This is a genomic window from Niastella koreensis GR20-10, from assembly GCF_000246855.1.
Taxonomy (GTDB): domain Bacteria; phylum Bacteroidota; class Bacteroidia; order Chitinophagales; family Chitinophagaceae; genus Niastella; species Niastella koreensis.
On sequence record NC_016609.1, the window covers coordinates 7,414,884 to 7,430,074 of the forward strand.

The 15,191-nt window shown below is 44.7% G+C and carries 11 protein-coding genes; 2 read left to right on the forward strand and 9 right to left on the reverse strand.

The window, feature by feature from the left end; genetic code table 11:
- From NIAKO_RS29365 to NIAKO_RS29390, 6 genes are all read right to left on the reverse strand, one after another.
- Positions 1 to 4,584 carry a chemotaxis protein CheB gene (locus NIAKO_RS29365; RefSeq protein WP_014222105.1) on the reverse strand — a complete coding sequence of 1,528 codons (4,584 nt, stop codon included), beginning with the start codon at positions 4,582 to 4,584 and terminating at the stop codon, positions 1 to 3.
- Between the two features lie 29 nt (positions 4,585 to 4,613).
- Complete coding sequence (locus tag NIAKO_RS29370; RefSeq protein ID WP_014222106.1) at positions 4,614 to 6,143, reverse strand: GAF domain-containing protein; 1,530 nt, start codon at positions 6,141 to 6,143, stop codon at positions 4,614 to 4,616.
- Positions 6,144 to 6,383: 240 nt separating this feature from the next.
- Positions 6,384 to 7,916 carry an FAD-dependent monooxygenase gene (locus tag NIAKO_RS29375; protein ID WP_014222107.1) on the reverse strand — a complete coding sequence of 511 codons (1,533 nt, stop codon included), beginning with the start codon at positions 7,914 to 7,916 and terminating at the stop codon, positions 6,384 to 6,386.
- A 40-nt stretch (positions 7,917 to 7,956) separates the two neighbouring features.
- Positions 7,957 to 8,769: a helix-turn-helix domain-containing protein gene (locus NIAKO_RS29380; protein ID WP_014222108.1), complete on the reverse strand. Its 813-nt coding sequence runs from the start codon at positions 8,767 to 8,769 to the stop codon at positions 7,957 to 7,959.
- Between the two features lie 25 nt (positions 8,770 to 8,794).
- A complete protein-coding gene (locus NIAKO_RS29385; RefSeq protein ID WP_014222109.1) occupies positions 8,795 to 9,349 on the reverse strand; it encodes a hypothetical protein in 555 nt (184 codons plus the stop codon).
- A gap of 59 nt (positions 9,350 to 9,408) precedes the next feature.
- Positions 9,409 to 10,197 (reverse strand): isocitrate lyase/PEP mutase family protein, encoded by a 789-nt coding sequence (locus NIAKO_RS29390; protein WP_014222110.1) that lies wholly within the window; start codon positions 10,195 to 10,197, stop codon positions 9,409 to 9,411.
- A gap of 51 nt (positions 10,198 to 10,248) precedes the next feature.
- Between NIAKO_RS29390 and NIAKO_RS29395 the strand changes: the two genes are divergently transcribed.
- The gene (locus tag NIAKO_RS29395; protein ID WP_014222111.1) at positions 10,249 to 11,220 is read left to right on the forward strand and encodes a GlxA family transcriptional regulator; all 972 of its coding nucleotides are present in this window, start codon (positions 10,249 to 10,251) and stop codon (positions 11,218 to 11,220) included.
- A gap of 2 nt (positions 11,221 to 11,222) precedes the next feature.
- Here NIAKO_RS29395 and NIAKO_RS29400 read toward each other — a convergent pair whose 3' ends face one another.
- The 3 genes from NIAKO_RS29400 to NIAKO_RS29410 all read right to left on the reverse strand — a co-directional run bounded on the left by NIAKO_RS29400 (position 11,223) and on the right by NIAKO_RS29410 (position 13,502).
- Entirely contained in the window at positions 11,223 to 11,642 is a 420-nt protein-coding gene (locus NIAKO_RS29400) for an SRPBCC domain-containing protein (RefSeq protein WP_014222112.1), read from the reverse strand.
- 175 nt (positions 11,643 to 11,817) lie between these two features.
- Positions 11,818 to 12,435 (reverse strand): outer membrane beta-barrel protein, encoded by a 618-nt coding sequence (locus NIAKO_RS29405; RefSeq protein ID WP_014222113.1) that lies wholly within the window; start codon positions 12,433 to 12,435, stop codon positions 11,818 to 11,820.
- Between the two features lie 401 nt (positions 12,436 to 12,836).
- Positions 12,837 to 13,502 (reverse strand): hypothetical protein, encoded by a 666-nt coding sequence (locus NIAKO_RS29410; protein WP_014222114.1) that lies wholly within the window; start codon positions 13,500 to 13,502, stop codon positions 12,837 to 12,839.
- Between the two features lie 209 nt (positions 13,503 to 13,711).
- On the opposite strand from NIAKO_RS29410, the gene NIAKO_RS29415 reads away from it, so the two are divergent.
- Positions 13,712 to 15,169: an SDR family NAD(P)-dependent oxidoreductase gene (locus NIAKO_RS29415; RefSeq protein WP_014222115.1), complete on the forward strand. Its 1,458-nt coding sequence runs from the start codon at positions 13,712 to 13,714 to the stop codon at positions 15,167 to 15,169.
- The last annotated feature ends 22 nt before the right edge of the window (positions 15,170 to 15,191 follow it).

Below are 15,191 nucleotides of genomic sequence, written 5' to 3' on the forward strand. Positions count from 1 at the left end.
TTACTTTATAATTAATTCATTTTTTGCCTGGCCGTCATTGTCAGAATGAACAACAGGCTGCGTTTCGGGCAGGACAATGATGAACTCTGCGCCATCGTGTTTGTGCCCTCTTGCGATAATAACACCATGATGCCGTTCAACGATCTTGTTGGCAATGGCCAAACCAATGCCTGTGCCCTCATATTTCTCTTTACTGTTCAGGCGTTGAAACAGTGAGAAAATTTTACGGGAATACTGGTCTTCAAACCCAATGCCTTCATCTTTCATCCTGATCTCATACAACTGCCCTGCTGCATCTTTCATTTCAGGATAATCGGCATTTTCAACAGGCTTACTTGTTATATAAATAACCGGCGACTGACCGGGTTTGTGAAACTTCAGTGAGTTGGCAATAATATTCTGGAACAATTGACGCATTTGTCCGCTCACGGCCTGGATAACCGGCAAATGGCCCACCTGGATTCGGGCATTTTTTTCACCGATCACCAGTTCCAGGTCCTGCAGTATCTCGCCTACAATTTTATTCAGGTCCACTTCTTCCACCAGGTTCTCGCTGCTCAGGCGCGAATAGGACAACACATCATTTATCAAACTGGTAGCGCGTGAGGAAGCGCTGATGATGCGATCTATATAAGCTTCCAGGTCTTTGGTGGAGGCTTCTTCGGCAAACATTTCTTTGATAAGCCCGCTGAAGAAATGGATCTTTCTTAACGGTTCCTTCAAATCATGCGAAGCTACGGAAGCAAACTGCATCAGGTCGGCATTGCTGGCTTCCAGCTTTTCATTGGTAAGGCGCAACTCCCGCGTTCTTTCCTGTACTTTTTCTTCCAGCAGTTGTTCTGCCAGTTTCTGATCATGTATATCAGTAAAGGTCCCAAACCATTTTTCTATCACGCCCTTTTCATCACGCATGGGCAGGGCACGCACCAGGAACCAGCGATAGGCGCCATCTGTGCGGCGCATCCTATTCTCAAACTGGAAGGTATTACCATTGGTAAGTGATTGCTGCCAGGTTTTTCGCGCGCGCTCCAGGTCCTGCGGATGCAGTACGCCCATCCAGCCATTGTTCAGCGTTTGTTCAGGAGTGAGTCCTGTATAATCGTACCATTTCTGGTTGAAGAAATCAAAATTCCCATCGGCGTAGGCCGAAAACACGATCTGCGGCATAAAGTCGGTTACGAACCGGAACTGGCCGATCTGGGTTTGCAGCTCGATCTTCTTTTCCTGTAATTGCTGATTGCTTTGTTCAAGGCGGGTAACATCCACCATGGCGCCGATCATTCGGTAGGGGATACCCTGGTCGTCGGTAAGCAACATGCCCCTGTCAAGAACATATGCATACTCGCCATTTTGCTTCTGAAAGCGGTAGCCCACGTTGAATTCCTTGCGTGGGTTCTCCAGAGTAGCATTGATAGCTTCTTCTACCCGCTGGCGGTCGTCGATATGAATATGTTTCAAGCGGAAAAAATGTTTTTGCACCAGTTTTTCGTCCTTGCCATATCCGAACAACTCGTAAAAGCTGTCGCTCCACCATACATTGTTCTCCGCAAAGTTCCAGTCCCAGATAACATCATTTGTAAGGGAGGCCACCATGCGAAATCGCTCTTCGCTTTCTTCCAGGTCGCGGGTGCGTTCTCTTACTTTCTTTTCCAACTGGTTGTTAAGCTCCCGCAGTGTTTCCTTGGTAATCAGCAACTCGTTGTAATTCCTGCGCAGTTTTTCTTCAGCTTCCTTACGCAGGGTAATATCAGATAATACCAGTACAAAGCCGTCCTGCATTTTATTAATACCTGCCTGGAACCATTGTTTGTTACCGTTCTTGGTGAAGTTTATTTCCAATCCAAGGGCCGGCTCACCAGTATTCACTACCTCATTGTACTTTTTATATAACTGGGTGCTGGCCAATTCAGGAAAATCTTTCGTCAGCGACATCCTGTCTTCTTTCATCAGCGTACCCAGCGAATGATAGGCATTGTGGTTGGCTATCTTACAAGTGTAATCGATGATCTTGCCATCTTCTCCTCTTTTGCTTTCAAATACAAAGATGGGATTGGCGCTGGCCTCAAATACGCTTTTTACCAGGGTATTCAGGTTCCTGGTAGCAGAAATATCTACCATGGAAATCACCAGGCCATCGCGTACTTTATCCTGCCTGATGTATGGCAGAATACGCAACAGGTAAACATTTCCATTATCCAGTTCAATTTCGCGCTCAATTACAGCCCCGGATTTACTTGCTTTCTTAATGTCTTCAGCGAACGAACTGGCCTTTATATGGTGGGTGATATGGTCGATGGGGCGACCGATATCCCCTTCAATGATATTAAATACACTCGCCACGCTGTTATTAAAGCGGCGGATGCGCAGCTTTTGGTCAAGGAAGATCTGCCCTATTTGCGAGGTCTGCAAATAGTTGCTGATGTCGTCGTTCAACTCTACAAGTTCCTTGATCCTTATCTGGTGTTCAGTATTAAGGGTATGCAGTTCCTCGTTCAGTGACTGCAACTCTTCATTGGAGCTTTGTAATTCTTCATTGGCCGACTGCAACTCTTCGTTACTGCTTTGCAGTTCTTCATTGGCCGTTTCCAGGCTTTCAATGGCCATTTGCAGGTTAGTGCGGGTTTCACGCAGTTCATCTTCCAGCTGCGAAACATACTGGTCTTTTTGCAATTCACTGACGTCCTGCACCATCACCGGCGTTTTATCGCCTTTTAATATGCTATCTGCAAACACTACCAGTGAATAGGAACCATTGCTGGTTTCGCGCGGCGGGTATATAAATACATCCAGCATGCGCTGTTCCTCATTTAACCTTACGCGTACATTCCTTATTTCCTGTTTTGCATTTTCCTTCAAAACCTTTCTGAGCGTAGTGCTCAGCATGCCCGACAGTTCGGAGGGAGCCATTTTTAAAATGTTCAGCGTACTGAGTTTATCGGGCAGCGTGAGGTATTTTCTGAAATTACCAATGGCTTCTTTGATCTCGTAATTGTCGTTGAGATACATCCCGGCAAATCCCATCTTATCGGCCAGCACGTTCCGGAAATCATCCGACAACTGTACATCGGTTTTTGTTTTGCTGCCGGTATTGGTAGTAAGGGCAGCCAGCTTGTTACGGGCTGAATTAAGCACGCCGCGGGCATAGGTATTCTGATCCGTTGTGCGCCGGTATATTTTCCACTTATTATTTACTTCGGTAAACCCTTTGCGTAAAAGCGATGGGTTTTCACTGGTGCCCAGGAACAGATAACCGCCGCTGTTCAATGAAAAATGCAGGGTTGACAATACATTTTCCTGCAGAGAAGGGTTCAAATAAATCAGCATATTGCGGCAGGTGATCAGGTCGTTCTTAATGAACGGCGGATCTTTGGTAATATCATGTGCGGCAAAGACCACCTGTTTGCGAATCCGCGGAATGATGACCATGCCGTCTTCTACCTCGGTAAAATATTCCTGCTGTATTTTTTTATCAAGCCCCAGCAACTGGTTGTAGCTGTACTTACCTTTCGATGCAAACTCAACAGCTGATTTATCAATATCGCTGGCAAAGATCTTTACCTCAAACTGTTTGTTGAACTGTTGCTGCGCCTTATCGATGAGGATGGCAATTGAATACGCTTCCTGGCCGGTACTGCAGGCAGTAACCCATACTTTCAATGATTCCTGTTCTTCTTTACTTTCCACCAGTTTCAGAATAACCTGGCGGTTCAAACAGTCAAACGCATCTTTATCACGAAAGAAATTGGTAACGCCAATAAAAAACTCCCGGGTAAGCATCAATGGCTCTTCTTCATGCGCCGCTACATAACGTTCATACGCCTGGATGTCTTCGAGCTTCAGCATTTGCATGCGCCGGGTAAGGCGCCGTACGATGGTCGGTTCTTTATATTGTAAAAAATCATAACCAGTTTTGCGATAGATGATCGACAGAATGTTTTGAACGCCGTCGTTATAATTTTTTGACGAAGTGTTCTTCGATGGAATTACGCCATCGATATGGTTCTCGATCTGGCTGAACACTTCATCGGGAGAAACAATAAGATCTGCATAGCCTGAGCCAATAGCACTTTTGGGCATTCCATCAAAGCGCGCAGTGGCAGGGTTTTGCACAATTACAAAACCACCATGGTCTTTAACGGCCTCAATACCCCGGGTACCATCGGTACCGGTACCGCTGAGCAGTACCGCAACGGCAAATTGACGCTGGTCGCGGGCCAGTGATTGAAAAAAAGTATCAATGGCTGTATTGGGGCCTTTATCAAATTCTTTTTCGGCCAGGATGAGCAGGCCGTTGTGGATAGTTAATTCTTTATTATTAGGGATCACATATACTTTACCCGGTTCAACCCGCTGGCGATGGCCGGCTTCTTCTACCGGCATATGTGTATGCTTGCCCAGCAGTTCAACCAGCAGGCTTTTGTAGTCGCTCGACAAATGTTGCACTACAATAAAAGCAATGTTCTCGCTGTACGAAACATTATCAAACAGTTCATTGATCGCTTCCAGTCCGCCTGCAGACGCTCCAATGCCTATTACATATGTATCATCCTGTTGTGGGGTATTATTTTTCGTAAAGAATAACATGCTTTTTATCCTATAAGAACTTATTGTTTTTAATTAAACCGGTTTAAAGTGTGTTGCACTAAAAAATTCCGGAACTGTTCTGCTGCCGCCACCTCCTCACTATGCCATTGTGCTGCCGTTTGATGAACCGTTTGCTGCCAAACCTTAAAGGAATGGCGGGGATGGTAAATGGTTGAATTGGGCTCGAATTGTACGGCATCATTTGGATTACCCCCCCATAAAATGGTGTTCAGTAACTCAGGCCGGAAGGCAATGAGATAATTGCCCCGGTCAGGCTGGATAGGCAACGCCAGGATCCCACTGGCGGTTTCGGTAAAACTTCTTCCTTCTTCAAAAACAAGCGGCAGCTGGTTTTCGTGAAAAGTTTGTTGCCGCGCCTTTTGCCTGAGCCAGTATACCAGGGTTTCTATATCAACCTGTTCCGGCGTTTGTCCACTGGTTTCAATGTGCCCTTCCCAGCAAATAGCAACGCCACTTGCATGCAGGAAATCCTGCAACAGGGGGGCGTTTTCGAGGAAGGCTTCCATCATACTGTTTTTATTTACAAAGTTTTCAACCAGCGTCGCAAACTGCCGGGTGAGTTGCTGCTTCATTATTACTCCTTCCGCATTTTGCAGGCTGGTTATTTTTTGTGATACAATATTCGAGATCATTTCCACTACCGAGCACTCTTCGAATGATAAATATTTGGGGACCTTATGATGACAGGCAATTAAACCCCATAATTTATCCTGGTACAGAATGCGGGCCGACATAGAAGCCATCACCTGCATGTTTTTTAAATACTCCAAATGAACGGTAGCTACGCTGCGCAAATCGGCATTTAACAGATTGGTAAAACCCTTGCTCACCGGGTTTATTAGTGGATATAGCTTTACATTTTCATATTCGCGGTTGGGAATAAGCCGGTAAGGATTTTTAACATACATCTCCCTGGCCGGTTTGGGAATATCTGAAGCGGGAAAGGTTAATCCCAGGTACCTTTCCATATCGTCTTCTGCTTCCTCTGCCAACACTGTGCCATTCCACTCCTCATCAAAACGATAGATCATAACTTTATCAAAACCAGTGACATTTTTTATTTCCAGTGCGGCCGCAAGGCAAACGTCTTTTAACGTTTCGCATTGATTTACGTGTTGCATTACCTGCTTTATCCGCTGGTAAATATGAATAAAAGTACGGCCCTGCTGGGGGTAGAAACTTTTTAAGGAAGCTTCGATCATACAACCTTCTTCAACTGTATGCACCAGGCACAACACCTGTTCTTCGCCTTCCTTTACATTGAATGTAAGGGTGAGCGGCAGTTTTTCACTCATGTCTTCCCTGATGGTTGATCGAAGATTGTGAATGCTTTGGGGCGACAAAAACGCCGAAGCCGGTTTACCTGCTACTTCACGTGCGGGTTGAGATAATAGCCCGGAAACATTTTCACTTACCTGAATGATCGTATTAACGGTATTGTCTAATAGCAAAAGAACCCCATGTGGTTGAATGGAATTTGTTTGATGTATTGGTAGCCTGCCACAAAAGCTGGCGTCGTAGTTATTCTCTAATGACACAAAAGATTGATTTACAGCTAAAATATAGAACCTTTATAAATAACAATACGCTACTCAAAATGTAATCGTTATTTAATTACATTTTAATGACGTAGCATAGTATTCAGACTTCTTTTTTTGTAAGAAAAAAATCATGCCATTAAAAAATGGGAAATATTCTGCAGTGTTTGGGGAAGGCGAGTGTATGCGAAGGCAATTACGCCATTTGCGTCAATCACCTTTTGGTAACCAATAAATTTTCTATTCAACCTTCTGAACAAACCAGCGATCAGCAGCCTGTTGCAGCTCCTTGCAATCAGGATCATTGTCTGCAGCCCAGGCAATAATGCCATCGGGGCGAACCAGTAAGGCGCTTATGCCTAAACAATTTTTTGCATGTCGTGAAACATACCTGAGCTGATCGCCATAGGCAGCCGCTGTTTTTTTAAGCGAAGCGTTCCCGTCGAAATCAAGCAGTATTCCCTGGCCATTGTGCATACACTCACCAATCATCACCCCATCTTCCAACTCAAAGTTGGGAACACTACGGCCAACGAGTGGATGGCTGCTGCCAAAATTGTACTGCGTGTTAATTCCCCACACGCGGGCAGCCATATAGGTTGCACCATCGCGGGTATTAATAAGATCGCGGAGAATTGCATACAGGGCACGGGCAGACGGGTTTGGTTTCATAATGGCTACCTGTGCGCGTGACCAATCCAACACCTGTGCGCCGACCGGATAGCGTTCGGCATAATAACTATCCAACAAACCTTCCGGCGCAATCCCGTTAATAGTTGCAGCGAGTTTCCATCCCAGGTTCATGGCATCGCCCAGGCCAACGTTCAGGCCCTGCCCACCCAATGGGGAATGAATATGCGCAGCATCACCGGCCAACAATATTCGTCCGTTGCGATAGGCTGTAGCCTGCCGGGCACGGTCTGTCCAGGTAGTAGCGATATGCAGTTTAGTGATCGTAACGTCGGTGTTAGAAACGCGGCGCAGTACCTCCTGCACATGTTCGAGCGTCAACGGTTTTTCAGAACTATGAAAGACGCCGCCATCAAAATCCTGAATGAGTACATAGCCAGGCTGTGATTGCATATACATACCGGTTGGGGTAACATTTCTGCCGGGACTCAGTTTCTCAGGATCTGCCATATCGGCCAGCACAGTATAACCGGTAAATTCCGGTTCGGTACCAGCAAATTCAAAACCGCATGCCTTGCGAACAACACTTCGGCTTCCATCACAACCCACGAGCCATTTAGCATTAAAAGTTTGATCACCTGACTGAACCTTCACGCCTTCGAAGGTTTGCTGAAAACCAGTAATAGCCAACCCGCGCTTAATTGTTACGCCGAGTGATGCTGCACGCCGCGCCAACACCGTTTCTATCTCCTGCATTTCAGAAATTAAACTGGTAACGGTTGAACCTGGCAAACGGTACTTCCATTGTGAAGGATCAATATCCCCTTCATGAAATGGAATGCCCGCGAAGTGCCCTACCTGACGACGGGGGCCTTGTTTGGCATTTTGGTGAGGATTTTTAAGGCGGTTGTGCAGTTCCAGTTCGTTTAACAATCCACGCCGGTAAAACGCTTCAACTGTAAGCGAAGAAAGCCCGCGGATACCAAAAGGAAGTTGTTTCAAAGGAGAAAGCGGATCAGCCGCTTTTTCCAATACAAGTACTGAGCATTTGGCTAAGGCCAGTTCACAGGCCAGGAACAGCCCTACCGGGCCTGCACCGGAGATGATCACATCGTATACAGGATAATCTCGTGTAGTTTTCATATTGAATGATTGTTACACAAAATTGAGGAATGCACCGGCGTCAGGCTTGTATAAACGCGACAAAATCGTTGCCGGCCTGTTTTTCCTGTTTTACTTTTCGTGCAAATGCAGCGGGCGTAGTACCGCTGTACCGTTTGAATTCTTTGCTCAGGTGCGATTGATCGGTGTAACCCAGTTCGTGGGCCAGTCCGGCCAGGTTGGAATCCGGGTTCATCCATAATTGATTTCGCACCTGCTGAAAGCGCATCACACTGGATACGTCTTTAACAGTATAGCCGGCAGCCTGCTTGAATTTTCTTTCCAGAGTACGTACCGTTGCATGCGCCGCCGCTGCTACCTGATTTACCGGGATGGCGCCGTTGGCTTCCTGCATGGCAACACCTGCTTTGAACAACATACTGTCAGTGGCAAGATGCGCGTGTGCATGCAGGAAATACCGGTTTACTTCATCTATTGCTTCTTCTATTTTACCAACCTGTAGCCAATCAGTCAATGGAGCCTGGAGCTGCGCGATGGGATGGTCAAATGTTCGTACGCCGTCTTTACCGGGCTGAAGTCCCAGCAAATCGAACACCGTCCAGGGATAACACCTGATACCAATGACCTCAAACCGGTTTTTAGTGTAAAAAATAGCGGGCTGATTGAGCAGACCTGTAAGGAAAGGAGATGGCAACGGCTGCAAGCCTTCACCGGTTTCAATGCTAACGGTGTTCCCGAAGTAAAAAATAATCTCCGCATAGCCATCGGGCAGAACCTCAAAACCTGTTTGTTGGTCCCCAAAGTCTCTCCGGTCGTACCAAAAGCACTCTATGCTATCCTGCAGCGCTACAGGTGGATCAAATTCCTGGTGCATGCCTGAAAGGTAGGCTATTTTTAAGTCAGCCGAATTTCTTTACCTGTTCGCGGATGTAACTATCTTCAAAAGCGGAGCGGGCTGTAAACTCAATCCCCTTTTCACTCCAGCGTTGGATGATCTTAGCCAGTACATCATAATGCTTAAATGTACCCAGGTAAAAGATCAACTCATATTTAACTCCGCGGTACATGAATGCGATGGTATTTTTATCTCCGTATTCTGTTGCGGTTGCCTTCCGCCCCATCAGGCTTGTGGTATGATGTTTAAATGTATCGAAAGCAAATATGTAAATATCCAGTTCTTCCACTTCCCCGATCGGCATCCGCAAAGTTCCCCATATCAATTCATCGGGTGTAATTTCCAGTTTTCTGTCATCGACGGAGCGCATAGAGAAAATTGATTTTGGCCGCAGTACTGCATAAATGGCTAAAAAGATCAATACAGCTACCCCAATAAGATTTACATACGCCGGTAAGGTGGAAGAATAGTAAAAGAACAATACAGTTCCCAGCACCATCAGTCCTAACATCCACGGTGCGGAGCGCCTGTATTTATATACTGTAGTGGTGAGCTTCATTGACAGTAAGATCGCTACAATATCTTAAAATACAAAATCCGCAGGATGGTAAATCGTCCCTAGAATAACGGAGTAAATGACTGTTCCTCTTTAACATCCTTCACCACCTTTTCCAACTGTTTATATGTTGCATTGTATAAAAATACCGCCATACTGATGCGCTTTACGCCACAATCTGCCAGGGCTTTTACAGCCGGGAGCTTAGGCGTTCCAACAACATTTACCGGAAGAGAAACGGCCGCAGTAATCTCTTTAATGATGGACGTGTCTGAAACACCAGTAACAAATAAGCCGTCTGCGCCTGCCTCTTTATATAACTTTGCTCTCTCCAGGGTTCGTTCAAGCGGTGAATCCAACTTTTGTAAGAACCCATCTGTTCGTGCATTGATAAATAATTGCTGATTGGTTTTTACCAAATAGCTTTTGATACCGTTTAACTTTTTCAGATAGGTTTCTTCGCCCTGCGCGTCTTCTATGTTTATTCCCACCACACCAGCTTCAATCAATTTTTGAATATGACCGTTTAAGGTTTCCAGGTCATTTGTATACCCTCTTTCAAAATCAACAGAAAGCGGGATGTTTGTGCATGAACGTATTCTTTGGATCACATACAACAATTCACTAAAGGGAATTTTTTCACCATCTTCATAGCCCAATGAATTGGCAATGGCGCCGCTTGAGGTAGCGATGGCTTTATAGCCATTTTCTTCTATGAGTTTCGCGCTCTTTACATTCCAGGCGTTTGCTATTATAAACGGCGCTGGCTGATGGTGTAATTGAAAGAATTTTTCGTAGTTGTTCATGAAGACAAAACTATCGAGCCTGCAGATCTCCGAAGGGGTGTACATTTAGCAATTTGAGGGGTTGTTTGTTCAATTCTCCCATAATACCTTAGCCTAATGAAACAGGTGACCTTTTTGATCGCAGACGGCGTATTGAAACCGAGTTGTCTTTTTAATGCCATTGAGGTGTTTGAAAAGGCCAACGAGTTCCTTGAACAAACTACGGGTGAATCTTACTTTGAGATCCGGCTTACCGGCACCAATCTGCAACAACGGCTGGCGAATGGTTTATTCAGCCTGCAGGTGGCGCCGTTGGCCGCGATTGACAAAGCGGGGATAATTATCCTGCCCAGTTTTACAGAGCAGGACGATTATGCGATTGGTAAAAACCGGGCAGCGCTGGATTGGGTTATCAGTCAGTTCAATGGGGGGGCTGAAGTGGCCAGTTTGTGTACCGGTACATTTCTGTTGGCAGCTACAGGGCTGCTGAATGGTAAACCCTGCGCCACGCACTGGAAAGCAGCCGCCTATTTTCAGCGGTTGTTTCCTGAACTGGAATTGCATACCAATAAAATTCTCACCGATCAACAGGGCGTATATACCGCAGGTGGAGCGTTATCAAGTGTTAACCTTGCGCTTTATATTGTAGAAAAATATTGTGGCCGCGAAGCCGCTCTCTATTGTGCCAGGATGTTACAAATTGACATTGACCGGAATTCACAATCTCCCTTTATAATGTTTGAGGGGCTAAAGGACCATAAGGATAATGTGATCCGTAATATTCAGGAATTCATAGAGCAACATATTGGTGACCGGATAACTGTAGACCAACTGGCCGTACACTGCAGTATGGACCGCATTAATTTTACCCGGCGATTTAAAAAAGCCACACAATTATCACCTGCCGACTATATTCAAAGAGTAAAAGTAGAAGGCGCCAAACGGCTTTTTGAATCAACCGGCCAGCAAATAAACGAGGTAATGTACAAGGTGGGCTATATAGATATAAAAGCTTTTCGCCAGCTATTTAAAAAGATAGTGGGAATGACGCCTGGTGACTACCGGAATAAGTTCAATAAAGTGGCTTAAGACTAATCATGCCTACTCTCTGCATATTTCTTGAAAGACCTGAGTATAGCCTGACAAAAATCCCGCTGTTCCTCCACTGAGGGTTCATTATCAGGTTCAAAAGTTTCTGTAATTATTACCGGGTAATCCTGACTGAAAGCAATGGAAGCTATCCGGCCACTGGTTAAGGTATAGGAAATATATTTATGCTCTTTGACCTCATCATATTTACCGGTAAAGTCAAAGCTGAATCTACCATCTTTAGTACCCATACGATATAAAAATTGCCCACCGGTGCGAAGATCATTTTGTACAAGGGGAGTGTGCCAGTCGTTATTTATATTATTCCATTGCCGAATGTCTGTGGGATCATTCCACTGGTTCCAGATCTGTTCAATTGGCGCCCGTACCTCGATGGTCACCGTTATCATCTGTTTCTTCATAACCTTATAAATTGAGTTTGTAAGTGAGGTAACAAATTTATGCACCTTAACCGTAGTCGAAGGGGTGTGAATACGACATTTTCAGAGGGTAGTTGCGACAGGGATGCAAAAAAAAAGCCCCGGTCCCGGCTCAGCCGGGACCGGGGTCTTATATAAAAGAGATTATATCAGCTTATTATTTTCTTCCACCACCGATAACAAATCCGGCCTTGATACCCAGGTAGCCGTTCTTTGCAGAGGCAGTTGTATGCACTCCGGAACCATTAACCATATCAACCTTGGTAGAAGGAACAATGTTGTATTCCAAACCTATACGGAAGTGACTGAGTTCCACACCTGCTCTTACCATTTCGCCAAATTTTGAACCGGCGCTGGCAGAAGCAGTTGTTGTTGTTGAACCGTCGCTGGTAGCAGATGCAGCCGCCAGTTTATAAATACCTAAGCCAAGGCCTCCAAACGGGCGAACTTTGGTTTGGGTAAAATAATAATCACCGGTAACCAAATAAGATCCTGCAGCTTTTGCGTCAACTTTTGCAGTACTTGAACTTGAAGTGGTCTCAACCTGTCCGCGTACCATAACAGCAATTTCCATACGAAGACCAACTGACAGATTAGGGATTACTTCATACTTGGGTTCGAGTGCAAATAAAACACCGCCTTTAGCGCCTGTTCCACCGGGCATGGCATACCCCAAACTGGCATCTACTTTGAAGGGTTTAAATGGTGACTCTGTTTGAGCCTTGGCAAATACAACACTGGATAATAATAGGATACTGAACGCGATTTTTTTCATCGACTATTGTTTTGATTGGCCACAAAATAGAAGTCAATTTTTTTTAATGCAAGTGAATTGAGTAATAAAAATTTATAATGGGTGATAATACGAGTAAGAATAGTTATTTTACCAGGTACATTTACTTATTTAATAAAATAACAACCATAAGTAGCTGACATTTTGCAATTAATGCAACGAATTTTTATTACAAATAGTTTTTGAGCAACAACTTTTTTTTGAAAACCGCCAGCATTTCTTTCTTTGTGCGGATAGCATGTTGTCTATATACATTTGCTGGCCCGCACTCTTCAAAATACTCTGCTTCATAGTAATCCAGCACCTTTACATTTCGTGGTTATGTTTTTTACTTCCTCTGCCTGCCAGATATTAAATGCATTGATGTTTGCCCAGTTTTTTCTTTATTCACGCTCTATAGATAGCAACAAGCCGGTGGTATCGTTATAAAAAGTCTTATTGTTTCCGTAGCCAACGGCAAAGGTCAGAATATCGCCCTTATTCAATTGAATAGTGGAAGCCCATGAAGTTACAGGATGCGTTCCTTTCTGTTCTGATAAAGAAGGATCTCCGCCGTAACCTTCAATGATATCATCAAAGAGGTGTTGGTCGTTTAATAATATATGTACATCTGTACTTGATAAACGGATATGAACACCCTCAAATGTCGCCTTCAGTTTGTACTGGCCCGAAACAGGAACAATAAACCGGACAATACCATATTGTCCCGAATTGCTGCCCTCTATAACGATCTCTCCCGGTTTGGCAGCCCAGCTGTTGGTTGGATCAACCTGTACTTTATCTGTTCTGTTCTGACCCACATAAGGATAATAGCCGGCAGAGCCGGTTGCGGGGTGCCATAAGCCGATAATATTGCTGGTATCGGCGAAAGTAGAAAGCCTGAATTCCGACAACGAGAGGTTATCATGTAATGAGTAACCGATCTGCCAATTACCTGATGGATTTCTATCAAAAGGGAGGACGAGAACTATTTTGGAGGGAGTAGTATCAACATGGTGTTTGCAACCAGTCAGGAAGCTTAAAACAACAAGCATTATAGACCATTGCATATGCATTTTATTCTAAAATTAAAGAAAAATTTACTCAACGACGCTTCAAATCAAGGACTTCTTCACGACCTTTTGTGCGGATCCATTTGTTGCTGTTCTTTTCATATTTTTTAGATCGATTAATATCCAAATATTGATTGATGTTAAAAAATCCCGTATTATAGCAGAGTGCGATGAAAACAACCACATAACCTTACGACAACCGAACTATGAATAATGATTTTACACAGGACGAATGGGATACCTGTATAAAAGTATTACAGGTGTTATCAAGAGATCCCGAAAAATCGCTGGATACGCATCTGTTGAAAGGCCTGGTGACCAAGATGTACCAGAGGGCAAAAAAGGAAAACAAGCAAAACAGGGTTGAGGAACAGGTTAAAAAGTTAATCACTTCTACTGATTTGCTATCGCCACAAAAGATAAAGAAGATCTCACAGCAACAGGACCTGCTGAAACAGTATAATAAGAAGCTGGTATTAACTCAAACTGTTTTGCATAAAAAGTATGAGTTGCCCGGCAACGAAAAAAGTTTTGATACCAGCGCGTCGCTCGAGCTGGCTGGTTACCAGAAATGTTATATCTGTAAAACGCCTTATAAAAAGGTTCATTTTTTCTATCACCAGCTTTGTCCGGCCTGTGCTGAGTTTAACTATACCCGCCGTCAACAAACGGCCGACTTGAAAAACCGGGTAGCCTTGATAACCGGCGGCAGAATAAAGATCGGTTATCTTACTGCGTTGCGTATGTTACGGGATGGCGCCAAAGTGTGGGTTATCACCCGGTTTGCCAATGATTGTGCCAGGCGTTTTAGTGAAGAAACAGATTTCTCAGTGTGGGGGTACCGGTTGAAAATTGTATCACTCGATCTTCGTAACCTGGCACAGGTAAGCAATTTTATAAAACTCCTGCAGGAACAGGAAGCACATCTTGACATTATAATCAACAATGCCGCGCAAACCATAAAACGGCCAGCGGAGTTTTATAAACACTTATTCGAATTTGAGCGGGGTGGTGCGCAGGCTTTGCCCGTTAATCTGCAACCATGCCTGGCATCGCCGGGCAGGTTCCGGTTTCAGTTGGGCCATTGGGAACAACACCTGTTAACCTACGAGGCCGAAACTATGTTCCCCGCCAATCGTTACGATAAAGATGGCCAACAGATAGATCTGAGAACAAGCAACAGCTGGAAGTTGCTATTGGAAGAAGTGCCGCCGATGGAAATGCTGGAAACCCAGCTGGTGAATGTAACGGCGCCGTTTATGCTGAACAGCCAGTTAAAAGAGATGATGGTAAAGTCACCTTTTGACAGAAAATTCATTATAAATGTATCTGCCATGGAGGGCCAGTTCAACCGTTCTTCCAAAACGGCCTATCATCCGCATACAAATATGGCCAAAGCCGCGCTCAATATGATGACGAGAACTTCAGCCCAGGATTATGCACTGAGCGGGATATTTATGAACAGCGTAGATACGGGTTGGATCACCCAGGAAAACCCATTTCCTGATAAAGAGCGCTTATATCATGAAGAAGGCTTTGTACCGCCGCTGGATGAAACCGATGGTATGGCAAGAATTTACGATCCCATTGTAAGCGGCGTGACGCAACCAGGATTGCCTTTGTTTGGTCATTTTTTGAAAGATTATGTACCATTTGCGTGGTAAACGATAACAATTAACTACTTGT